This is a genomic window from Paenibacillus sp. NPDC058898, from assembly GCF_049316025.1.
In the GTDB taxonomy this organism is placed as follows: domain Bacteria; phylum Bacillota; class Bacilli; order Paenibacillales; family Paenibacillaceae; genus Paenibacillus_AQ.
Genome location: NZ_JBMOSM010000016.1, coordinates 29,496 through 52,776, shown reverse-complemented (window position 1 = coordinate 52,776; position 23,281 = coordinate 29,496). Strand labels below are relative to the sequence as shown.

At 48.8% G+C, this 23,281-nt stretch carries 25 protein-coding genes; 16 read left to right on the top strand and 9 right to left on the bottom strand.

The features are described from left to right. Nucleotides 1-100: 100 nt before the first annotated feature. The 14 genes from ACOZB4_RS29145 to ACOZB4_RS29080 all read left to right on the top strand — a co-directional run bounded on the left by ACOZB4_RS29145 (nt 101) and on the right by ACOZB4_RS29080 (nt 12,606). Nucleotides 101-973, top strand: coding sequence for a 3-hydroxyacyl-CoA dehydrogenase family protein (locus ACOZB4_RS29145; protein WP_076321003.1), 873 nt, complete (start codon nt 101-103; stop codon nt 971-973). Next, nucleotides 970-2,178, top strand: a complete 1,209-nt coding sequence (locus ACOZB4_RS29140) for an acetate/propionate family kinase (protein WP_379414584.1) — start codon at nt 970-972, stop codon at nt 2,176-2,178. The genes ACOZB4_RS29145 and ACOZB4_RS29140 overlap by 4 nt, the downstream gene beginning before the upstream one ends. A gap of 30 nt (nt 2,179-2,208) precedes the next feature. Continuing rightward, complete coding sequence (asnS, locus tag ACOZB4_RS29135; protein WP_379414583.1) at nt 2,209-3,504, top strand: asparagine--tRNA ligase; 1,296 nt, start codon at nt 2,209-2,211, stop codon at nt 3,502-3,504. Between the two features lie 18 nt (nt 3,505-3,522). Further along, the gene (locus ACOZB4_RS29130) at nt 3,523-4,272 is read left to right on the top strand and encodes a DnaD domain-containing protein (RefSeq protein ID WP_379414582.1); all 750 of its coding nucleotides are present in this window, start codon (nt 3,523-3,525) and stop codon (nt 4,270-4,272) included. A 218-nt stretch (nt 4,273-4,490) separates the two neighbouring features. Further along, nucleotides 4,491-5,105, top strand: a complete 615-nt coding sequence (locus tag ACOZB4_RS29125; RefSeq protein WP_379414581.1) for an RNA polymerase sigma factor — start codon at nt 4,491-4,493, stop codon at nt 5,103-5,105. Further along, complete coding sequence (locus ACOZB4_RS29120) at nt 5,069-6,091, top strand: DUF4367 domain-containing protein (RefSeq protein WP_379414580.1); 1,023 nt, start codon at nt 5,069-5,071, stop codon at nt 6,089-6,091. Before ACOZB4_RS29125 ends, ACOZB4_RS29120 begins: the two co-directional genes overlap by 37 nt. Before the next feature lie 158 nt (nt 6,092-6,249). Next, nucleotides 6,250-6,939 (top strand): HAD family hydrolase, encoded by a 690-nt coding sequence (locus tag ACOZB4_RS29115; protein WP_379414579.1) that lies wholly within the window; start codon nt 6,250-6,252, stop codon nt 6,937-6,939. Between the two features lie 27 nt (nt 6,940-6,966). Continuing rightward, entirely contained in the window at nt 6,967-7,623 is a 657-nt protein-coding gene (locus ACOZB4_RS29110) for an HAD family hydrolase (RefSeq protein WP_379414578.1), read from the top strand. A 280-nt stretch (nt 7,624-7,903) separates the two neighbouring features. Next, nucleotides 7,904-8,173 (top strand): CD3324 family protein, encoded by a 270-nt coding sequence (locus ACOZB4_RS29105; RefSeq protein ID WP_071218363.1) that lies wholly within the window; start codon nt 7,904-7,906, stop codon nt 8,171-8,173. Between the two features lie 144 nt (nt 8,174-8,317). Continuing rightward, on the top strand, nt 8,318-9,352 hold the full coding sequence (locus tag ACOZB4_RS29100) for a phosphotransferase enzyme family protein (RefSeq protein WP_379414577.1): 1,035 nt from the start codon (nt 8,318-8,320) through the stop codon (nt 9,350-9,352). Nucleotides 9,353-9,838: 486 nt separating this feature from the next. After that, entirely contained in the window at nt 9,839-10,330 is a 492-nt protein-coding gene (locus tag ACOZB4_RS29095; protein WP_256720396.1) for an RNA polymerase sigma factor, read from the top strand. Beyond that, entirely contained in the window at nt 10,327-10,785 is a 459-nt protein-coding gene (locus ACOZB4_RS29090) for a hypothetical protein (protein ID WP_379414576.1), read from the top strand. The genes ACOZB4_RS29095 and ACOZB4_RS29090 overlap by 4 nt, the downstream gene beginning before the upstream one ends. A gap of 23 nt (nt 10,786-10,808) precedes the next feature. Continuing rightward, nucleotides 10,809-11,924, top strand: a complete 1,116-nt coding sequence (locus ACOZB4_RS29085; protein WP_379414575.1) for a hypothetical protein — start codon at nt 10,809-10,811, stop codon at nt 11,922-11,924. Next, on the top strand, nt 11,905-12,606 hold the full coding sequence (locus ACOZB4_RS29080; RefSeq protein ID WP_379414574.1) for a hypothetical protein: 702 nt from the start codon (nt 11,905-11,907) through the stop codon (nt 12,604-12,606). The genes ACOZB4_RS29085 and ACOZB4_RS29080 overlap by 20 nt, the downstream gene beginning before the upstream one ends. A 284-nt stretch (nt 12,607-12,890) precedes the next feature. Here the strand turns inward: ACOZB4_RS29080 and ACOZB4_RS29075 are convergent, their stop codons facing one another. The 8 genes from ACOZB4_RS29075 to ACOZB4_RS29040 form a co-directional block, all read right to left on the bottom strand. After that, nucleotides 12,891-13,184 carry an SdpI family protein gene (locus tag ACOZB4_RS29075; RefSeq protein ID WP_339292998.1) on the bottom strand — a complete coding sequence of 98 codons (294 nt, stop codon included), beginning with the start codon at nt 13,182-13,184 and terminating at the stop codon, nt 12,891-12,893. A 100-nt stretch (nt 13,185-13,284) separates the two neighbouring features. Then, the gene (mtnB, locus tag ACOZB4_RS29070; RefSeq protein ID WP_379414573.1) at nt 13,285-13,947 is read right to left on the bottom strand and encodes a methylthioribulose 1-phosphate dehydratase; all 663 of its coding nucleotides are present in this window, start codon (nt 13,945-13,947) and stop codon (nt 13,285-13,287) included. Then, a complete protein-coding gene (locus tag ACOZB4_RS29065; RefSeq protein WP_379414572.1) occupies nt 13,948-14,628 on the bottom strand; it encodes a 2-hydroxy-3-keto-5-methylthiopentenyl-1-phosphate phosphatase in 681 nt (226 codons plus the stop codon). Further along, nucleotides 14,625-15,839: a 2,3-diketo-5-methylthiopentyl-1-phosphate enolase gene (locus tag ACOZB4_RS29060; protein WP_379414571.1), complete on the bottom strand. Its 1,215-nt coding sequence runs from the start codon at nt 15,837-15,839 to the stop codon at nt 14,625-14,627. Before ACOZB4_RS29060 ends, ACOZB4_RS29065 begins: the two co-directional genes overlap by 4 nt. Next, nucleotides 15,836-16,705, bottom strand: a complete 870-nt coding sequence (gene proC, locus ACOZB4_RS29055; RefSeq protein ID WP_076321018.1) for a pyrroline-5-carboxylate reductase — start codon at nt 16,703-16,705, stop codon at nt 15,836-15,838. The genes ACOZB4_RS29060 and proC overlap by 4 nt, the downstream gene beginning before the upstream one ends. A gap of 35 nt (nt 16,706-16,740) precedes the next feature. Then, nucleotides 16,741-17,988: a glutamate-5-semialdehyde dehydrogenase gene (locus ACOZB4_RS29050; RefSeq protein ID WP_076321019.1), complete on the bottom strand. Its 1,248-nt coding sequence runs from the start codon at nt 17,986-17,988 to the stop codon at nt 16,741-16,743. 58 nt (nt 17,989-18,046) lie between these two features. Further along, a complete protein-coding gene (gene proB, locus ACOZB4_RS29045; RefSeq protein ID WP_379414570.1) occupies nt 18,047-19,150 on the bottom strand; it encodes a glutamate 5-kinase in 1,104 nt (367 codons plus the stop codon). Between the two features lie 368 nt (nt 19,151-19,518). Beyond that, entirely contained in the window at nt 19,519-20,712 is a 1,194-nt protein-coding gene (locus tag ACOZB4_RS29040; RefSeq protein ID WP_379414569.1) for a pyridoxal phosphate-dependent aminotransferase, read from the bottom strand. Between the two features lie 253 nt (nt 20,713-20,965). On the opposite strand from ACOZB4_RS29040, the gene ACOZB4_RS29035 reads away from it, so the two are divergent. Beyond that, on the top strand, nt 20,966-21,778 hold the full coding sequence (locus ACOZB4_RS29035; protein ID WP_379414568.1) for a carbon-nitrogen family hydrolase: 813 nt from the start codon (nt 20,966-20,968) through the stop codon (nt 21,776-21,778). A 94-nt stretch (nt 21,779-21,872) separates the two neighbouring features. Beyond that, nucleotides 21,873-22,058, top strand: a complete 186-nt coding sequence (locus ACOZB4_RS29030) for a hypothetical protein (protein WP_422759716.1) — start codon at nt 21,873-21,875, stop codon at nt 22,056-22,058. Nucleotides 22,059-22,180: 122 nt separating this feature from the next. Here ACOZB4_RS29030 and ACOZB4_RS29025 read toward each other — a convergent pair whose 3' ends face one another. Continuing rightward, entirely contained in the window at nt 22,181-23,110 is a 930-nt protein-coding gene (locus ACOZB4_RS29025; RefSeq protein WP_339272226.1) for a LysR family transcriptional regulator, read from the bottom strand. Nucleotides 23,111-23,281 lie beyond the last annotated feature (171 nt).

Genomic DNA, 23,281 nt, shown 5'->3' with positions numbered 1-23,281 from the left:
TCGTGCTAAGATATTATTATACTTTGTGCTCTGAAAATGTATTTTTCGACAAATGGGGTACAATAAAGTATAGAGATAAGGAAAGGGTGGAGTAGAAACCATGTACTTCAAAAAAATCGGCGTTGTAGGCGGCGGGACTATGGGGCAGGGCATTGCGGAGATGCTCGCAGCCAAAGGTCTTGACGTACTGCTCGTAGAGAAAACTCCAGAGAAACTGGACTATTCATACCGAATGATCGAGACCAGTCTAGATAAACAATTGGAGAAGTGGGGAATTACCCAGGCAGAGAAGAAACTTATACTGAACCGGATTCAAAAAGTAACTCATTTTGCCGAGCTTAGCACCTGCGATATGGTGATTGAGACCATAATAGAGGACTTGGAAGCGAAGAAAGAGGTATTTTCACAGCTTGATCAAGTATGTCCGAGCCATGTGATATTAGCAAGTAATACATCCACGCTTAGTTTGACGGAGCTCGCCAGCTCTACCAAATATCCTGAGCGTGTTATTGGCATGCACTTCATTCATCCTGTTTCCAAGGTAGACCTTGTTGAAATCATCCGCGGCCTGAAAACTTCGGAACATACGTTTACAGAAACAAAACGCTTTGTTGAAGAAGTTTCGGATAAAAAAGGCATCATGGTGTATGAGTCTCCAGGTTTCGTTACAACCCGCATGATTACCCTCATGATCAACGAAGCGATGCATCTGCTGCAGGAAGGCGTGGCTTCGGCGGAAGATATCGATGACGCGATGAGAATCGGATATAACTTCCAGCATGGACCGCTTGAGATGGCCGACCGTTTCGGCTTGGATTCCATCCTCGCTGCGCTGGAACGCATGTTCCGCGAGTACGGCGAACTGAAATACCGTCCATCGATTGTCTTGAAGAAACTGGTCCGCGCAGGGCAACTGGGCGTCAAAACCGGAGAAGGCTTTTTCAAGTACGATAAGGATGGTGACCGGGTATGAATATTCTCGTAATTAATGCAGGTAGTTCTTCACTGAAGTATCAACTGTACAACATGACGGATGAATCCGTATTGGCAAAAGGCTTGGTTGAGCGGATCGGTATGGATTCCTCGATTCTGACGCATAAGCCGACGGGAAAACAGGACGTAACGGAAGTCAGCGAAATTCTGGAGCATACCACGGCGATCCGCAAAGTGCTGGGCATGCTTACAAACGAGGAGCACGGTGTGATCGATTCTATCGAAAGCATTCAGGCCGTTGGACACCGCGTAGTGCACGGCGGGGAATCTTTTAAAGAATCCGCGCTCGTTGACAGTGATGCCAAAGCGGAAATCCGTCGCTTGTTCGATTTGGCTCCGCTGCACAATCCCGCATCGATGATGGGGATTAAGGCAGCAGAAACCAATATGCCGGGCGTTCCGCAGGTCGTTGTATTTGATACGGCGTTCCATCAGACGATGCCGGAGAAATCATACCTGTACGCTATTCCGAGAGTACTTTATAATAAATATAAAGTACGTCGTTACGGTGCGCACGGTACATCTCACGCCTATGTCAGCCAGGCAGCGGCAGAATTCCTGAACCGGCCACTGGAGGATCTGAAGATCATTACCTGCCATATCGGTAACGGTGCTTCCCTGACAGCAGTAAAAGGCGGGAAATCCATCGACACTTCCATGGGGATGACCCCGCTGGAAGGGCTCATGATGGGTACGCGCAGCGGTGATTTGGACCCGGCAATCGTACCGTTTGTAATGAACAAGGAAGAGCTGACCGTCAATGAAGTGAACTCCATGCTGAACAAGCATAGCGGACTGTTGGCGATCTCCGGAATCAGCAGTGATATGCGTGAGATTACGGAAGGCATGGAAAAAGGCGATCCGAGCTCCACGTTGGCCTTTGAAATGTATGAGTATCGTGTTCGTAAATACATCGGGTCTTACGCTGCTGCCATGAATGGCGTGGATGTCATTGTATTTACTGCGGGCGTCGGCGAGAATTCGATCGTCCTTCGTCAAAGAGTGCTTGAGCAGCTTACCTATCTCGGAGTAGAATTGGATGAGGAGCTGAACAGCATTCGTTCCGGCGAGCCACGCCGTATTTCTGCGGCGAATTCGAAGGTCGAGGTACTTGTGGTCCCTACCAACGAAGAACTGGTCATTGCTCGGGATACGCATCGTATCGTACAAACTTCCAACCGTTAAATAGTAGTGATATAAGGGAGAGATTTAAGCATGGCCACCAAAAGTGTGATTCGTAACGTCAACCAGCATGTCGGTGAGACTGTCACAATCGGCGCCTGGATCAACAACAAGCGTTCCAGCGGGAAGATTCAATTCCTGCAGCTTCGCGATGGGTCCGGATATATCCAGGGTGTTGTTGTGAAGAGCGAAGTATCCGAACAAGTATGGGATGACGCGAAAAGCCTGACACAAGAAAGCTCTTTGTATGTGACGGGTGTTATACGTGAAGAGCCGCGGAGCCAATCGGGTTATGAGATGACGGTTACCGGCATTGAAATTATACATCTTACGGAAAACTATCCGATTACGCCTAAAGAGCATGGTGTCGATTATTTGATGGACCATCGTCATCTGTGGCTTCGTACACAGAAACAACGTGCGATCATGGTGATCCGTGCTGAAATTATCCGTGCGGTTCAAGATTACTTTGATACCAACGGATTTACGCTTGTGGATCCGCCGATTTTGACCCCAACTTCCGCGGAGGGGACAACCAACCTGTTCCACACGAAGTATTTTGATGAGGATGCCTATTTGACCCAGAGCGGACAGTTGTACATGGAAGCTGCCGCCATGGCGCTCGGTAAGGTATACTCGTTCGGGCCGACGTTCCGTGCCGAGAAGTCCAAAACCCGCCGTCACCTGATCGAGTTCTGGATGATTGAGCCTGAGATGGCCTTCACAGACCATGAGGAGAGCCTTCGCGTGCAGGAGCAGTTCATTAGTCATGTGGTGCAATCCGTGGTTAAAAACTGCCGCCAGGAGCTTGAAACGATCGGTCGCGACATTTCGAAGCTGGAGGCGATCCAGGCACCATTCCCGCGGATTACGTACGATGAGGCTATTGAATTCCTGCATACGCAAGATTTTGATATTCCTTGGGGTGAAGACTTTGGCGCGCCACACGAAACAGCTATTGCTGAGAAGTATGACAAACCGGTCTTTATTACGCATTACCCGGCGGGAATCAAGGCTTTCTATATGAAGCCGGATCCGAATCGTCTGGAAGTCGTACTTTGTGCGGATATGATCGCTCCGGAAGGTTATGGCGAGATTATTGGCGGATCGCAGCGGATAGACGATCCACAGCTGCTTGAAGAGCGTTTCAAGGAGCATGATCTGTCGATGGAAACCTATCAATGGTATATGGATTTGCGTAAATACGGCACCGTGCCTCATTCCGGCTTCGGTTTAGGTCTTGAGCGTACCGTTGCCTGGATTTGCGGCTTGGACCATGTGCGTGAAACGATTCCGTTCCCACGGACCCTGTACCGGTTGTATCCGTAAGCCGTGAGAGGTAAGTCTATGGACCACGACGGTAACGTGGACACGGGTGTGAATGGCTGGACGGCCGGCGCCGCTGCCGGCATGAGCCAAGGAATGGCGATCATTCCTTACGCCTTGCTCCGGCATTACCGGTCACTTGGGTTAAGCGACCGTGAAGCCATGCTGGTGATCCATTTGATTGGTTATCAGCAGGTGGAGTTCAAGACGTTTCCTTCGCTGGAGGAGCTTGCGGAAGTGACGGGGGCTCCCACCGGATTCATCGCTACCAGCTTGCAGCGCTTGATGAAGGTAGGGCTGATCGGAATTGATGAGTATGTGGACGAAACACTGGGGATTCATTACGAGCGCTACAATCTCCACGGATTGTATGAGAAGCTTGCTTCGTGCCTGGCTGAAGAGCACAAGGAAAAAACCCCTGATGGAACCAAGTTTGCGTCTCCGCTGTTGAATGCCCGTCCTGCTACCGACAAATCAACTGCACCCGGTAATCCCGTTCCTGAGAAGGAAGAGCGGAATTTGTTCACCATTTTCGAAAAAGAGTTTGGCCGTCCGTTATCGCCCATGGAGCTGGAAACGATCTCCGGCTGGGTTGATGCGGATCGCTATCCGGACGAGTTGATCCTCTTGGCTCTGAAAGAAGCGGTGTTTGCGGGCAAACTGCATTTCCGCTACATTGACCGGATCCTGCTTGAATGGAGCCGCAATCGGGTGCGTACCGCACAGGATGCCAAGGCCTATACGCAGAAATTCAGAAATATCGGAAGATAGATGAGAAGCACGTCCTTATGGGCGTGCTTTTTTCTTTGCAATATTCTGCATTCCCTTTCCAAGCCATCTGGTTCATGATGGAAGGTGCATTAGAAGCAGTTATTCAAAAATAACTACAATCCGTATTTAAAAAAGATGTCCCTTTATTCCGCTGCCATGTGTTAAAGCTTATGAAGGCACCTGAACAATGGATTGCTGATGAAAGGGGGAATAACGGAGTGAGCTTTCAACCAATGAATTCAGAGCCTAAAGACTTGCGCCTAGAAGAATCCATAGAACAAGTTTTAAACGGGGATCGGCAAGCCTTTGTACATATCGTCGAGGCGTATCAACAGCAGATTTTCATGTATTGCTGGAGACTATTGAACCAGCGGCAGGATGCGGAGGATGCCGTGCAGGAGATTATGGTCAAGGCTTATCAGAAGCTGGAGACATATGAGCCAAAGACCTCCTTTTCTTCATGGTTATACAAGATTGCTTATCACCATTGTCTAAATATGCTGCGAAGGAAACGATTCTTCTATAGCATTGCACCTTTGTTGAGAGAGGATAAGGAGCAAGCGGCAAGCGCAGAGCAGGAGGCCCAAAAATATATCATTGGCGAGTCCATGGAGCGTGCTCTTCGTAGGCTGTCCCCGGAGGAGCGGAACCTGCTTATTCTGCGGGTTTTTGAGGAAAAAAGCTTTGCGGAAATCGGATTAATTCTCGATAAAACCAAGGATTCGGTCAAAAAACGCTACAGCCGCCTGATACAAAAAATAAAAAAGTGGATGGTTGACAGAGAGGGGGATCTACAGTGGAGGTTAAACGAAATGACGTGGAAGAAAAGCTGATAGAGCAGGACCCAAAGAGCCATTATATCATTGATGTCAGGGATGCAGTCATGGAACGGATTGCTTGCCTACCCGCAAAGAAACCTCAGCCCAACATGTTAAGAAGACCACTCGTGATGGCAGCGTCGCTGCTGCTAGTGACTTCGCTGTCGGTGACAGTTTACGCCGCAACCGAACTGATACAGATTCGCAGCAAAGACGGAAAAGTGGTGCTGGAGACCAAACCTAAGCCTGAAGTGTCCAAGGAATTACAAGAAAAGCAGGATCGATTGCATTCGCTCGATACCGCTTCCAGAAATTTAGCCTGGCGCTCGGCTTTGCCGGGCCAAGCCATTGCTTATTATATACATAACCAAGAGATGAATGACTTGAAGAAAGAGTTATACGGAAAGGATACATTGCTCGAATTTGAAGCGGGTTCCATTTCTCTTGGAGCGCTCGGTGTGTTTCAAGAGGAAGCCAAGAAACGCGGGATGCCTAATATGAAGATTCCTTCCCGGCTGTTAAATGAGTATTCATTTAATGAAGGTTACCTATCCTTTAACCTTGATCTTTCCGATTTGTTTCATGAGGGAGAGCCAACGAAAGCTTATTATGATATTCAAAATGAGCTGATTAGACAGGCAGAAACTTCAACTACGAGTAAAAAGGTATTTGTTAAGGAGATTAAACCGCCAAGCGTGAGTAGCGTTTCGCTAATTTACGTAAAAGGCAGTGATATGGAAACCTCGATTGGCGTAATCGCAACCAAACGTAGCGGAATGAACCCCAAACAGGAAATCCATTTTACCGAAGCGGATCATGTTGAAAAAGTGCTCGTGAAGGGCCACGAGATGATTTACGTTAAATATGCGGACGCTTATTTTAATCAGGGCCTGGCTTGGGTGGATGAGCAGCATGACCTTTATTATCATATATCGTTAAATAATAAAGTTGCTCTTAAGAAAGAGGAAGTTCTTGAAATTGCAGAGAGTTTTATTAATTAATATCGATCCCACAGAGTCTGTTTTTTGGCTCTGGGGATTGTTATTTTTCTATGGTTGGTTGGCAGGTATGTGCAGCCACGAGCTGTCAATGGCAGGAGAATATCCACACGTTAGCGAATTCAATTATTTACAGCCGATGGACGTGAGGGGAGAGAAAAATGAGATATAAAGCGATTATTTTTGATCTGGACAACACACTGCTGGATTACAACCAAAGCGAGCAGAAATGCATGCAGCAGGCCCTGGAGCACTACCGGCTGCATGAGGAACTGACGTGGGAGGAATTCTGGAGCACGTTTGGACCGATTAATTTTAATTATTGGATGAACCGAATTCAGAACAATCACGATATCAGGCAGGTGCTGGAGCATTCCTTCACGGACACATTCCTGAGGTTGAAGCGGGAATTTCGTCAGTTCCGGGAGATCTCAGAAACCTACTGGGGGTTGTTTTGCAGTTCCAACCATATGGAGCCGAATGCCGATCTTATTTTAGAACACCTGCATGGCGATGTTACGCTAGGGGTGATATCTAACGGCATTGGCGAAGCACAGCGTAAACGCCTGACAACAGGAGGATTGTTTCATTATTTTGACTCCTTTATCATTTCGGATGAGGTGAAGTGCTGGAAGCCGGACCCGCGGATCTTTGAACTCGCTTTGCAGGAATTGGAGGTGGGTCCAGACGAAGTGCTGTACATAGGGGATTCGCTTACGGATGATTATGAAGGAGCAACGAGAGCCGGAATTGATTTTTGTTATTATAATCGCCGGGGGGCCGTTTTAAGTGATCATCATCGACCTGCTTATACGATCATGGATCTCCTGGAAATCAAGGATCTGCCTTAGGAATCATGTTTGAAGGAGAATGATCGAATGAGATACAATCATATTCTATTTGATTTGGATGGCACTTTGACGGATCCGCGTGAAGGCATTACGAAAGCCGTGAAGTACGCACTCGGTAAACATGGGATTAATGTAAGTGATCTTTCCGAGCTGGAATGTTTTATCGGTCCCCCGCTCCAGGCGTCCTTCATCGAGAAATATCATTTTAGTGAAGCCAAGGCATGGGAAGCCGTTCTTAGCTACCGTGAATATTACAAGGACACCGGCCTTTATGAGAATGAGGTGTATGGCGGGATACGCGAATTATTGGATTTGCTGTTATCCCAAGGACGCCGCTTGTATGTCGCTACCTCCAAACCTACGGATTTTGCCGAAACGGTTCTAGAGCATTTTCAGCTATCCGCTTATTTTTCCATGGTGTGTGGAAGCGAGCTGGACGGCACCCGGTCCGCCAAGACCGAAATCATTCAACATGTTCTGGATACGTGCTGTATTCAGACGCCTGGAGCCGTTATGATTGGAGACCGGAAGCATGATCTGATTGGAGCCCGGAACTGCGGGATACACAGCATCGCTGCAGGCTATGGTTATGGTTCCGAGGAAGAGCTGGCGGCATGCCAGCCAAACTATTGCTTCAACACCGTGGAGGAGATGTTTCGGTCGTTTGCCAGCTTGGCGGTTTGAAATCGGCTTGTAGATGAGACAGATCACTTCGATTTTTCGCGTAACATCGGTTATAATGGTCATAACCAGTCGGAATGTCATTATTTTGAAGGGAGGGCCTGAACATGAAGGGAAGATTGACAATGAGCTCTATGCAAAGTCTATTTGATGAACAACGGCGGTTGTTTGCATGGAGCGATGAGAAAGTTACCGCCTGATTACCTCGTGTAGAGAGGCCGTTTATCTAAATGGACTTTGCATCCTTAAAACCTTTATTTTAATTTTAAGGAGCAGAGCTACCATGAAATATATAAACGCGGATATTATACTTCCAGAGGAACTGTTGAAGGAAGTACAGAAATATGTACAGGGCGGGATGGTGTACATCCCTAAACCTGAAGGATTGCGCAAGAAATGGGGAGAAAACTCGGGCAGCCGGGTGTATTTGAAGAAAAGAAACCTGGAAATCCGGCAGTTGTTTGCGTCGGGCGCTACGATTGATCAGCTTTCTTCTCAATTTTGTTTATCCTGCGATTCCATCAAGAAAATCGTATATACCAAAAACAAGTAATACAAAGTCACATTGGAACGATTCTGATGTGGCTTTTTCTTATGTATAAAAGTCATTTTAAATCAATCCTTATATAGGAAGGGCAGATGCTGGGGAATTATAATCATTGGAAGAACGTTCAAACGATAGAGCAGAGGTGAGTTCATGAATGATTTTTTTCAACTTGCAACAGAAGAACAACGGTGTGCGCTGCTCGCTAGGGCCAAGAAAGTTGCGATATCGGCACTTCAGCAGTATAACCTGAGATGGGTTGAGATTGAGTTTATCGGTATTTCGGACACGATTACATATCAAGTTAGGACCAACTTAAATGAAACATACTTATTGAGAATTCATTCGGATCGACGGTCCAGTAATGAAATAGACCTGGAGCTTCAATTCCTGGATGCCCTTATTACCGCAGGTATCAATGTGCCGTCAGGTATAACCACTCCAAATGGATTAAGAATGTTGAAAATCGGTACGGAGCATGGATTCAGATCTCCTTATGTCACCGTGATGAAATGGGTGGACGGTGTGCATGCCCATGAAAGACTTACAGAAGATCAAGCATATCAGGTAGGTGTCTTGATAGCCAGACTACATGAAGTGGCACTTGGCTTCGAAATTTCATCTGATTTCCGGAGACCCATATGGGGGATGAACAGCTATAGAGAAGCACTCGCCAAGTTGGAGCGATATGCAGGAACTTTTTTGTCAGAAGTCTCATGGTCACTGTATCAACTCGCAGCTGAAAAGGTTTTATCCCAGCTTGATCAGATGAAGACTGATGATTGCAATTATGGCCTCATTCATGCCGATTTACATCTGGGGAATGTGGTGTTTGAAGGTGGCCTTCCTCACCCGATTGATTTCGGTAGGTGTGGCTACGGTTTTTTTCTTTACGATCTGGCAGCGGTGATGTTGTCGCTTGTTCCGAACCAACGATTTAAAGTGCTTCAAGGATATGAAAGCGTACGGAAATTGGGCTCGGGTTATATTCAGTCTCTGGAGTGCTTTTTCATCATGATTATGATGGAGAACTACAGCCACCATGCCTCCAATCCAAGAGAGACAGAAAGTCTGAAGAGTGAGCAAATCTATGCGCTAGCCTATATCCGTGAATATTTGAGCGGGCGTTCGTTTCTGCTAAATGTGGTGGAGCCATTAGAAATAGATGAGGTGCAAATCTCTAGTTGATCCGGTCATTATAGAAGGGTATCATGATATCATAATACGTATTACAGAATGGGTGAGAAAAGCTTGCAAGTAACGAATCGCCCAGGTGGATTTATCACCTGCTTGATCATCATGATCGCCACCATCGTATGGGTTCAATGGACTTCATTCCATTATCTATGGCGTGGCTATTCGTTCGAAAGGTCTAGTTCCCGTGATGGTTATGCATTTTGTGATGAATGTTCTATTTGTTCTTAGCGGCATGATCCTGTCACTTTCCAAAGGGCGTCGATAGACGTTCTTTTTTTGTTTTCGCCGGTATGGGCAGACTATGGGACAGGCTGTATTGGTCTTTTTTTATATTATCCAAAATTTTTTTTCGAAAAAAGTGCAGGGGCAGCTTTCAAAGCTGACGTCTATGTATTTGGGAAGGAGGGGAGAGTTATTGATGCTGAAACGTTAATCACGCGCATCCTGCAAGGGGATCAAGAAGCCTTTCGGGAACTGGTGAACCACTACAGCCAGCACGTGTTCCATACGGCATACTCGGTCCTGCGGGATGCCAAGGAAGCGGAAGATGCGTCGCAGGAAGTGTTTATTCAAGTATACAAAGCTCTCCCCCAGTACCGATCTGAAGGGTTTAAAACCTGGATTACACGCATCACGCTAAATAAAGCGATTGATATGAAGAGGAAGCTTTCCCGTAAACCGCCGGAGCAGCTGCACGGCGAACATGATGAAGTGCTGGATAAACTCCCTTCCCGGGACGAAGACGTGGTTTCTCTGCTCGTACAGAAGGAGAGAAGAGAGGAACTTCGAGAGAAAATTAAACAATTGCCGGACAATCACCGCGCCATTATAACGGCTTTTTATTTGGAAGAGAAAAACTACGAACAAATCGCAGCCGAGATGGATGTCACGGTCAAGACGGTGGAATCGAAATTATACCGGGCCAGACAATGGATTCGGAAATCGTGGAAGGAGGAGGAATGGAAATGAACGTAAAGGGTAACGAGCTTAAGATGCTGACGGAACGATATGTTAGAGGAGAAGGCTCGGCAGAAGAACGGTCTTCTTATGAAGAGCTCATGTTATTGGATGACAGCGTGCTGGAGATCTATATGCAGGTACTAGCGGAGCTTGATTCCGAACTCCCTAGCCTCTCAGACGCGGAAGCATTTACCCAGCAGGTGGTGGAACACGAACAAATTAAGCCTTACACCCATAAAGCACCGCTGCGGATTCAGGAACGTCCAAAGCGATGGTACGAACGCGCGATCGTTCACTACACCATTGCCGCTTCCATTACCATGCTGTTCCTCTTCACCGGGGCATTTGACCGACTTCTTCCCGACGATATGAACAGTGAGGTTCCATTATCCGAAACACCTTCTTACAGTAAACAATGGGTGGAAAAAACAACAGGCTGGCTTGACCAGCTATTATCCCGATAAGAAAAATGAAAGGAAGATGCCTTGTGCAACCGCAAAAAAGTAAAGGGTTTGCCTTTATATTAAATATCCTTCCGGGCCTCGGCCATTATTATTGGGGGAGAAAGGGACGTGCCCTGCTATATCCGTTCTTGTTCTTCGGTAGCTTGTTTGGCGGATTTGTGCTCGGGATCATGACGGCTTCCGATGCGGCTTTTGCGCTCGGAATTCTCGGAGCATTAATGATCTGGGGGATTAGCATGCTCGACCTGCTAATTGCCTTAATCCGATATACGCCTGTAACGATTATACACGATGAATATGGACGGCCGATGGAGATTCGCCAGGAAAAGAGTGATGAGTCTGAACGCTTTTATACCATACTGCTGTCCTTCATTCCCGGTTTGGGGCATTTTCAACTGGGATTGATGCAGCGCGGGTTGTCGTTCCTGATCGCATTCTTCGGACTTGGGACGATTCTGCTGTTCTTGACGGGCTTGACTCATGAATCGGTATTTCTGCTGTTCCTGGGCATGCTGCCCATCATTTGGCTCTATTGTATGTTTGATGTGGTTCAACTGGTTCACCGCAAGCAAGCTGGAGAATTACTTATCGATCGCACGCTGTTTGATGAGCTCGAGAGCGGCCGGGAGAGCGGACGGCGGAGTAAAGTGTTTGCCACCTTGTTATCGGCCTTTCCCGGAGCGGGTCAAATGTATTTGGGATTGCAAAAACGTGGACTGCAGCTCATGGTCCTATTTCTTGGCAGCATCTATGTGCTGGATGTACTCAAGCTGTCGCTGTTCCTGTTCTTGATTCCGCTGATCTGGTTTTATGCATTCTTTGACGGTCTGCAGCAAGTAAGCCGTTACGGCAGGGAGCCGCTGCGTGATCGACCGATCATCTCAGGCCTTGGGAATCAGCAGCGCTGGCTCGGGCTTGGACTGCTTGTACTTGGTATCTATTTCGTATTTACCAGCGTGGTGATGCCTTATATCGATACACATTTCCCTCAATTGCAGCTGGATTACCGCATTCGTTCCTATTTGAAGACCGCGATTATCGCCGTACTTCTCATCGGAGGTGGAATCAAGCTGATGACTGGCTCGAAAAAGGATGCATTGAGAGGAGGGCGTTCATATTATGATACCGACAACGAATGATATGTCCATTTATGATCTGGGAAGCCCTCCATCGAAGTCTGCAAGACAATGGAGAGTGGGTACACTCTCGATGGGACTCTCCTTGCTCGTGCTTGGCTTGCTTGTCTTGTCCTCCGCCTGGAAAGGGGTAGAGGTGTACAGCTCCGCCGCAAGATGGTGGCCGATCGTATTTGTTCTGTTAGGTGCCGAGATCGTCAGCTACTCGCTGATTTTTAGGAGACGCGGTTGGGTCAAGTATGATATATTCAGCATTCTTCTCATCGGTTTTCTGGCTTTCTGCTGTATCGGCATGGGAGCGCTAAGTGCGACGGGTTTACTGGATCAGATTCGCCGTGAGACGATGTCCGTGCAGCAAACGATTCCGTTACCGGATCAGAAGATAACAATCCCGGACGGGGTTAAAAAAGTCATTGTTCAGGGCAGTTACAACCACAATATCCAACAAGATGCTTCGAGTTCGAAGGAGATGCTGATTTTTGGCAGCCTGCGGACGGAAGATATCAAAATGTGGAGTACGACCGAGTTGCCGTCGATGATTCAGATTAAACAGTCGGGAAACATTCTATATGTCCAGCTGAATGATCCCCCGCGCTATACTTTTCGGGGAACCTTCTCACAACTTGATGTGACGTTGTCCGTGCCTTCTGCAGTTAAAGTGATCATTAGGGACCGCAGCAGTTAGGCGAGTCTGCCTGCTGTACATATGTATTGCTAATAACATTCATTGGATCAAGTGGATCCGATCTAATCAAAATGGATATGAACGAGATATGGAGGGAGATATCGTGGCCAAGAATCTGTATTACCTGTTGTACATTACTCTATTTGTTGTGACATGTTTGTTTATCTTCAATGTTTATTCATCACCGGATCAGGTACCTGCGCCTTCGATCTCTTTAAAGGAGCATCAGCAGAATCGGCTATAATCCATATAAAGAAAAAACCTGTAAACGTTTTGGAATCGTTTTACAGGTTTTTTAGTTTTCGTTCAACGAGTATGTATATTAGGATAAAGACGATCACGGTCGCAATACCGGTGGTCATGAAATGGCCGGTAAGCCTGGCGATCAGCAGCAGGATGACCCCAAAGATCATCAGCAGTAAACTGACATAGGCATTGGCAACTTTAAAGTTTCGTTCATTTTTGAGAGATGACGTAGTTTTATAAGCATAAACGCTCTTGGAACTTTTAGGCGGAAGTAAAAAGAGGACCAAACCATACAAAATAAATACGATGCCAATGGCTAAACTTTCGAGCATCCCTATACACTCCTAACGGAAAGATAACGCCGGATGCACACTGAAGACGTTGGATCACGGTGCATCCGGCTGATCAAGCTCTGTATCTGCAAATATGGATTTAATTCACCTTGGAACCGGCTGCATTCAAGAGCAGACGACGGTAGGAGTATTCGAATATAAACTCAAAAGCCTCCAGATGTTTCTTTGCTTCGAACGCGTTTTTGCCCCAGGCATAGATGCCGTGGTTGCGCAGCAAAATACCGGGTACCGCCGGATCAAGCGCATCCGGAACGAGTTCCGCAATCCGCGGAATGTCTGCATAGTTCGGCAGGATCGGAATGCGAATCGCCGCGTCCTCATCCCAAATGTTAAAGGCCTTGATCAGCTCGATTCCTTGGGCAGGGACATAACCTTGTTCACCATACCAGTCGCTGATCAGATTGTTATCGATGGTGTGCACATGGAAAATGGCGCCGCAACCGGTTTTGCGATAAATTTCGCAGTGAATCAAAGTTTCCGCACTAGGCTTTAAACCGGTTGCTTCACAAGGTACGCCGTTCTGATCCACAAAAAGATAATCTTCGGGCGTATGTACCGACTTGTCTTTACCACTGGCTGTCACCGCAAAATAAAACTGCTCTGGGTTGAACTCGCCAATACGGACAGATAGATTACCGCTGGTACCCGGGAACCAGTTTCTAGAAGCAAACAGTTCCTTGATTCCTCTGAGATCCCGCAGGGCAGCCTGTTTCTGTTCAAGCTGGATATCTGAAAATGCCACTTACAGCACCTCCTGTTTAAACTTGTCTCTCATGTCGTTTTGAATATCGGTAAATGTCTCGAAGGGTACATGATGAACGCCAAGCTTCTTGCACTGCTCAGTGAGCGAGGAACGGGAATAAACCAGATCCGCCTGTTTGGCGCCTTCGAAGTCGGTAAGGCTGTCCCCGATCAGAATCCGGTAATACCGATCGGCCGGAAAACGGCCCATCACCGTAACCTTACACATGCCGCAGTCGTTCTGGCAGGATTCCTTGCAAGGATGAGGCCAAGTTATCTCGATGTGATCACCTTCGAAATTGGAGCCGTTGCAGAAGATATGGTCTGCAGGAATGCCAAAGGGCTTCAACAGAGGATCGACAAAAAAATCGATGCCGCCGCTTGTAACGTAAAATTCAATCTGTTCGGATTTTAAATAATCCAGGAATGCACTGAAGCCTTCCCGAATCCCTGCATGGCTTAGAACATAATCGGTAATTTCTTCTCTCATGGAGGAAGGGAAGAGGGCGAACATGCGGCCTACGCCTTCCCGTATAGAAATAGTTCGGTCTAGTGTATCCTGCATGATCGACTCAAAGCCTTCCGGCTTGAAGTGCTTCATGATGGCTACAATATTATCGTTGTTCGTGATGGTTCCGTCGAAATCGCAAAAAATGATCGGCTGTTTCTCTCCAGATGTCATACTTCTCCTCCCCAGATGTCCAGTGCGGCTTTCAACTCTTCGTGCTCTTCGGCAAAGTGAGCGAGCGGCACGGATTTCATCGTTGCCTCAATCGCTTGTACAAAGGCTTTGCCGCCAGCTTCGGTTCCCATTGGATGCCCGTGGATTCCACCGCCTGCGTTAACGACCACATCGGTGCCGAAGTCCCGGATAATGCGTGGAACGAGTCCCGGATGAATTCCTGCGGATGGTACCGGCATGCTTCGTTTCACGCCAAGTTTAGCGCTATGCAGCTCGTCGCGTATGGCCAGATTCTCTTCTCTTGGCATCGTTACAGATCCGTAAGGAGAAGGGAAGAGCACCAGATCCGCGCCGGCGATCCGCATCAGCTGGCCGAGCAGCACCGGAGCCGTTATTCCATAGTATGGAGAAGGATAAATTGCGCCGGCAAGTGCAGGATGAGCCGCGATAGGCACGATGATATCCGGATCGCTGCTTAGCTCATGCAAAACGTCATACCCATAGGACAGCACGTTAAAGAGCAGGGCGTTAGCGCCTGCATCAATAGCGCGCAGCGCTTGCTCGCGCAGCTGTGACGTCCGGCCGGTTAGATTGGCTGCATAGAGCAGCTTTTTGCCTGTTTGTTGTTCAACGTCAGCAGCCGCCTGGATGCACATGCTTACCCGTTTTTCAATCGGGGTGAGGTCGTTCTCGAACAGGATTTCATCATCTTTGATGAGATCCACCCCACCAAGCGCCTGACGGATAAATTGGGCTCTAAGCTCGTCCGCATTCAGTCCGATCACCGATTTGAAAATGCTCATGAGCAGCGGACGGTCATGGACGCCAAGAAGATCGCGAATACCGTCGATGCCATACTTCGGTCCGGGAAACGCACTCAGGAAGTCGGGAGACAAATCCATGGATGTCAGTTTAATGCGTCCGTCCATGGAAATTTTGCCGAATACCGTCACCAGTAGGGCAGGAATATCCCGGCTGAAATTAATATCCGGATAAGCAATGCTGACATCCGCATAACGACTGCCTGGCTCCCAGCCCTCGTGAACCTGAATGTCAACCACTTCGCCAAGATGCTTCTGCATCGCTTCACGCTTGGCTTGCGGCAGCTCGGTCCAGCTGCCAACCGTCATGCCAACGGCGATGGAAGTCGCTTTCTTACGAAAATCCGCCTGGTCGTCATAGATTCGGTACGTTGCGATACAGCGGCTCATGAGATCTGCTCCTTCAGCATGGCGCCCATTTCTTTGGAGCGCTCAGCGCAGCGGTTTACGGCGGCAATGACGGTTTCGAAGAAATCGCCCTTGTCGAGCGTTTCGAGGGCCGCTTGTGTTGAACCGTTCGGCGATGTGATTTTCGCGCGAAGCGATGAAGGCTGTTCTCCGGTCTGCTGCACCATCCGGGCCGCGCCCAGAATGGTTTGGAGCGTCAACTCGCGACTTTGCTCCTGCGTCAGGCCGCCGCGGATCCCCGCGGCAGTCATGGCTTCCATCATGTAATAGAAGTAAGCCGGTCCACTGCCGGATATACCGGTCAGGATATCCATCTTCTCTTCTTCAATGACCGTTACATTACCAACAGCTTCGAACAAAGTCATGACCAGCTGGCGCTGTTCTTCGCTGATTTCCTTCGAGAACGCGATTCCTGTGGAACCAAGTCCGATAGAGGCAGATGTATTCGGCATTGTGCGTGCAATGGGTTGATGGTTTCCAAGCAGCGTCTGTGTCGTATAAATCGATAATCCGGCGATTACGGAGATGATTAATTGATCGCTTGAGAGCTTCGGTCCCAGTTCTTTCAGCGCTTTAGCAGCATCCTTCGGTTTCATGGCAAGCACGATCACCGGCGAAGTTTTTAGAATTTCGATTTTAGCGGCATCGTCATTGTTGATCTGGACGCCGTACCGCTCACTCAGTTCCTGAAGGCGCTGAACATTGCTTCGGTTGAGCATCGTAATATTCTCCGGAAGCACGACAGAACGGCTCACTAATCCTCGTACGATCGCTTCGGCCATCGAGCCGGCGCCGTAGAAGGTAATTGCTTTATCTATTAAAGGTCGGTTCTGCGGGGATTGGCACATCGTTATTTCCTCCTTCATGGCTTTAGATGAATGATTTATTCGCGTATTTGACCACTACCGATAATAACATATTTGGAGGAAGTAAGCGCGGGTAACCCCATAGGTCCCCGGGCATGCAGCTTCTGGGTACTGATCCCGATTTCGGCGCCGAAGCCAAATTCAAAGCCATCGGTGAAGCGGGTCGATGCGTTATGATAGACAGCGGCTGCGTCTACTTCCTGCAAGAAGCGCTGCGCATGATCCTTATTCTCCGTAACGATACATTCCGAATGCTTGGTGCCATAAATCGAAATATGCTCAATGGCCTCATCCAGGTGATCCACAATTTTAAGGTTCAAAATATAGTCGTTATACTCGGTAGCGTAATCATCAGACGTGGCTTTTGCAGCCCATGGAACGTAATCCAGGGTACGCTGGCATCCGCGCAGCTCGACATTACGCTCACGGAATGCTTCGGCCAGCGCAGTCAAATGCGATTTGGCATAATCCGCATGGACGAGCAGGGTTTCCATGGAATTGCAGACCGAAGGGCGCTGCACCTTGGCATTGATACTGATGGCGGCCGCCATGTCCGGGGCTGCCGAAACATCCAGATAGGTATGGCATATCCCGGCTCCGGTTTCGATGACTGGTACCGTGGCGTTCATCACAACATTCTGGATCAGCGAGCTGCCACCGCGCGGGATGATGACATCCAGCAGTCCGTTGAGCTTCAGCATTTCATCCACGGAGGAACGGTTCGGATCCTCGATAAGCTGTAGCGCATCTTTAGGCAGTGTGGTGCGCTCCATAGCTTCGTGAAGCACCTCGATAATTTTGCGGTTGGAGGAGAGGGCGGATGAACCACCGCGCAGCACGACCGCATTGCCCGTCTTCAAGCATAGCCCGGCAGCATCAACGGTCACGTTGGGACGTGCTTCATAAATGATGCCAATCACACCAAGTGGAACGCGCTTCTTGACGATGTTCAGACCGTTCGGGCGGTCGATCGTTTCCAGGGTGTCGCCGATCGGGTCCGGCAGCTTAACGATTTGGCGCAATCCTTCGGCAATGTCCTCGATTCGAGCTTCATTCAGTGCCAGCCGGTCCAGCAGGGAGGCAGAGGTGCCGAGCTCTTTCCCACGGCGAAGATCCTCCGCGTTCGCTTCCATGATATCTGCTGTCCGCTGGATCAGGGCGTCTGCCATGATCAGCAAAGCCTGGTTTTTCTCCTCCGTGCTCAGTCTGCCAAGACGAAATGCTGCCTGCTTGGCGAGTTGGGCTTTGTTGCGTACCTCACTCATAATAAATCCTCCTTATTTGAGTTATCAGTAAATATCTAATTGGTTTATGGCAATCCGGTTATTTTAACGTGATCCATTCGTCGCGGTGAATGACCTCAAGTCGATGGATTTCCCCGATGATGCCGATCACTTTACTGCTTGGCATTCCGAGCACGGCCTGCAGCTGGTCCTCATCGTAATTGACGATCCCTCTGCCGAGCGTTTCGTTGTTCATATTAACGACTTCCACCACGTCCCCTGCATGGAAGCTGCCTTCGATCCGTTTAATGCCAACGGGAAGGAGGCTGTGACCTCCATGAATCAGCGCTTTCTCGGCGCCCGGATCAACAACGATCCGGCCTAACGGCGAGGACATAAAGCCGAGCCATTGCTTTTTCATCGGCAGGGAGGAGAGGTGGGTGGCAAAATAAGTTCCTTTGCCTGCATGCTTAAACGCCTTAAGCAAATCCCCGGTCTCGTTGGCTTTTCCGATGAAGACGGGGACACCGCCGCGGGTGGCGATTTTGGCAGCATCGATTTTTGATCGCATGCCGCCTGTACCTACGCTGGAGCCAGCGCCTCCTGCCATGCTGTAAATCTCACCCGTGATTTCATCAATTTCCTCATATTTTGTTGCATTCGGCGACTTGCGTGGATCAGCCGTGTACAAACCGTCCATATCGGTCAGGATGATTAATTGCTGGGCGCGGACCAAGTTCGCTACCAGCGCGGATAACGTATCGTTATCGCCAAATTTCAGTTCGTCAATCGAAACGGTATCATTCTCATTAATAATCGGAATAACGCCTTGCTTCAGAAGCTCCGTAATCGTCATGTTGGCATTGTTCATGCGTTTGCGGTTCGCGAAGTCCGTTCTCGTTAACAGAATTTGCGCGGCCTTCAATTGATGGGAGGCCAGCGCATTCTGGTATGCACGCATCAGCAGCGCTTGGCCCAATGCGGCGGATGCTTGCTTCTCATGCAGTAGCTTGGGTCTACTCTCGTAGCCGATCTCCCGAAAGCCTGCTGCGACGGCGCCGGATGTTACGAGCAGAACCTCATGACCAGCCTTGCGGAGCGCGGCAAGTTCTCCGGCAAAGAAGGCGACAGAATCAAGATTAAGTCCGCCTTCATCTGTCGTCAGGGAGCTGCTTCCAATTTTTACGACGATGCGGGATAGCATCGTGATCACTTCCTTGTATATATGATTAGTTGGTATAGCTGTAACGAATCCATTTCCTGAAAATAAAAAAACTTTCGTCCTGTATGAAAAAGGACGAAAGTTTAACTTCCGCGGTACCACCTTTGTTGATGAGCGCAGCTCATCCGGCTTTAACCCTGTAACAGAAGGCACTGTCCTGGCAAGCCAGGCCGCTCGGGGGTAGGATTCGGAAAGGGGGTCACGGCAAATTCTTTCAGCCCATGGAATTCGCTCTCTGGTCATCGTGCCCTATGCTTTCGTACTGGTCCCGTCTTTGCGTTTTTGAAAACTGCATTCAATTGTTACTGCAAGAATAGCACATCGTTTTTGTTTTTTCAAAAGGAATTAGGTTAACCGAACAGGTTCAGCTTGCCGATTCGGGAGGCGGCTTCCCGCATTCGTTCTTCGCTGCTTAACAGGCCGACGCGGACATATCCTTCGCCGTGATCGCCAAAGCCGACACCAGGCGCAACAGCCACCTTGGCCTCCTCAAGCAGCAGGTCGGCAAAAGATACCGATGAAAAGCCCTTCGGTACGGGCAGCCAGCTAAAGAAGGAGCCTGCTGGTTTTTGGGCTTCCCAGCCGATTTTAGATAGGGCGCCATAGAATGTGTCTCTTCTCGATTGGTAGCGTGCCACCAGCTCTTCAACGCAGTTTTGCGAAGATGTGAGAGCAGTGGCCGCTGCAGCCTGAATGCCGCCGAACAGGCTGACGTAGATGTGGTCCTGCAGCATATTGATCAGCGAGATGATTTTTTTGTTCCCTAGGGCAAAGCCAACACGCCATCCGGCCATATTATAGGTTTTGGAGAGGGTGTAGAATTCTACGCCAACTTCTTTGGCGCCTTCTGCCTGCAAAAAGCTGACTGGACGATCACCATCAAACCCAATCGCTCCATAAGCAAAATCACTGGCTACCACGATCCCGTGTTCGGCGGCGAATGCCACCGTATCCTCGTAGAAGGACAGGGGAGCGACGGCGGATGTCGGATTATTCGGGTAATTCAGGAACATCAGCTTCGCTTTTTCTCGGTCTGCAGATGTGATCGCATCATAGTCGGGAAGAAACTGGTTAGCTGCGGTTAACGGCATGAATTTCATTTGGGCACGGGCCAGTGCAACGCCTGACCAGTAATCCGGATAACCGGGGTCTGGGACAAGACATACATCGCCCGGGTTCAGAAGCACTTGCGGCAGCTGTACGAGACCTGTTTTTCCTCCAAACAGAATCGCTACCTCTGTCTCCGGATCGAGATCAACATTGTAGTCTTCCTTATATCGATGCGCAATGGCTTCTTTAAGGAAGGAAAAGCCGGTAAAAGGCGAATATTTGTGAAACTGCGGATTGTCAGCCGCTTCTTTCAAGCTGGATATGATATGAGACGGTGTGGGCTGATCGGGATTTCCCTGCCCCAGATTGATTACATCGTGTCCCTGCGCCACTTGGCGGTTTACCTTGGAGACCAAGGTCGCGAAAAATTGCGTGGGCAGCTGGGACATGATCTCGGCCGGCTCTATTTGGAATTCGTTTAATTTTTTGTTCATTGCAGTTTCATCACTCCGTTATCTAATTACACTCGAATGCAGCTGATATCGAAAACAATTAGGATTAATTTAACACGATTTATCAGGGGTGTATAGAGGGAAATGGAGCTTGGGTGTTGCGGCAGCAGGCTTGAGGAGGCTATGATGATGACATAAGGAGAATGGATGAACCCTGTAAAATAGCCCGTTCGTTGATATATTGATCACAGCGGCGCTAATGCTGGATTCAACCGGAATAACAGGAGGCTGCAAGATGACTGGAGAAGCAAAGGTTCAATTGAATATCGCACTTATCCAAGCTGATATTGAAATAGGAAACGTGAATGCTAATATGAATAAAATGCTCGGCATGATGGAGCAGGCCGCAGCGGCTGATATGAAGCCGGACGTCATAGTACTACCGGAAATGTGGAATACGGGGTATGCGCTGGACCGGATTCAAGAGCTTGCCGATCCCATGGGGCAGGAAACCTCGCGGATGCTGAGTGAATTTGCGCGAAAACACCGCATCCAAGTCGTTGGCGGATCTGTAGCCGAACGAATCGAAGATCGGATTTATAACACCATGTATGTGTTTAACCGGAGCGGGGAGCAGATCGCCAAATACTCTAAAATTCACTTGTTCCGTCTGATGGATGAAGAGAAGCATTTGCAAGCCGGACAGCATACCGTAACCTTTGAGCTGGAACAATTGAAAGCGGGCGCGTCCATCTGTTACGATATACGGTTCCCGGAGCTGTCCCGCACCCTTGCACTCAGCGGCGCTCAAGTGCTGTTTGTGCCTGCGGAGTGGCCGCACCCGCGGCTGCATCATTGGAGAACGCTGCTCATGGCCAGAGCGATCGAGAACCAAATGTATGTCGTTGCGTGCAATCGAGTAGGAACCAGCGGAGAAACGGACTTTTTCGGTCACTCCATGATCATCGATCCGTGGGGTGAGGTCATTGCCGAAGGGGATGAGCAGGAAATGATCCTGACCGGTACGCTGGATTGCCGTCTTACGGATGAAGTAAGAGGACGCATTCCGGTTTTTGAAGACCGTCGTCCGAATTTGTATTTTCAATAATGTGTTTATGGTTAAACTCCTCTAAAAAATGAAGTTTCATCTAGGCAGAGGCGGGTATACTATGGGTAATCCGTCTGAGAGGAGGCTTTGAATGATGGCAGAGAACAACCAATTCGACAGCCAAAACCATGAGCAGGAAGAAGAACAGAAACAACAGTTCCGCAGCTTTGTTGAGAATGTTGCCAGAGGCGGCAACGGGAAGAATGAATCGATTCAGGATCAGTCCCGTACTGCCGATGAACAGAACCGATTGATTGATCAGCATAATTTACGCAAATAAACCTCTGATTTATGATGAAATGGGTAACCGTTTTACTTTAGGAGAAAAAGAGGCATAGCCACTGTCATTCGACGATGGTTATGCCTCTTTATTCATATAGGGGCTGCATTCATTTGCGTTTATTAATCTTGAACGCTTTCCACAACCAGCTTGTCCATAACCTGCTTGAACGTATCAATGAACGCATCCGCGGCTTTGGACAGATACCGGCCGTTACGGTAAGCCACGACCAGCGTACGGCTTGGAACCGGATCAGCGAGCGGCAAGTAGACCGGAATAAACTCGCTGCGTTTCGCACGGGCGATAAAACGAGGCACCAGCGTTATGCCCATTCCGGTTGCGACCAGAGATTGGAGCGTCTCGATGTTGTTGCTCTCGAAGACAACGTTCGGTTCAAAGCCGGCCTCCCGACATATATCAAAGGTAAGCTTTCGGAAGCCCTGTCCTTTTTTGAGGACAACAAATGCTTCGTTCCGGATTTCGTCGATCGTAATGGGCCGAACGGGATCAGAGGCTGCCCGCTGCGCAAGCGGATGCTGCGGAGGAACGGCCAAATCGATCATTTCCTCACCGATCGGAATCCAGGACAGTGACGGCTCGGACAGCGGCAGTGCAAGGAGGCTAAGATCGGCCTTGCCGCTGGCCGTCAGCTTCTCCAGGTTCATGGAGGAGTCTTCCAACAAGGTGATCTCAATATCCGGATAACCCTTTTTAAAGGCTGGCAAAACCCGTGGCAGCAGGTGAGAACCTGTAATCGGCATGCTGCCGACTACGACTTTGCCCTTACGAAGCTGGGAGATGTCCGACATCTCCTGTTTCAGCTGCTCGACGGCGTCCATAATCTTCTGCGCATGCTCGACAAAGCTGGCTCCGGCATGGGTAAGCTCAACGTTGCTCGTATTGCGCTGGAACAGCAGCACGCCGAGCTCTTTCTCCAGCTTGGAGAGCTGCTGGCTCAAGGAAGGCTGGGCGATATGAAGCTTCTCCGCGGCACGGGAGAAATTTTTATCCGCCGCGATTTGCAGCGTATATTGCAGTTGTCTCAGTTCCATTTAAGCATCACTCCGTTATAGCTGAATCCTATTACATCTATAGATATTATATCTTGGAACAATGAAGAAGGAAATGATATATTACTATCAACGTAAAGATGATGCGTTGTAGATCTTCCTTAAAAGAAGATAACAAGCAATTATCTTCTCATGGACGTAAAGAACAATGGG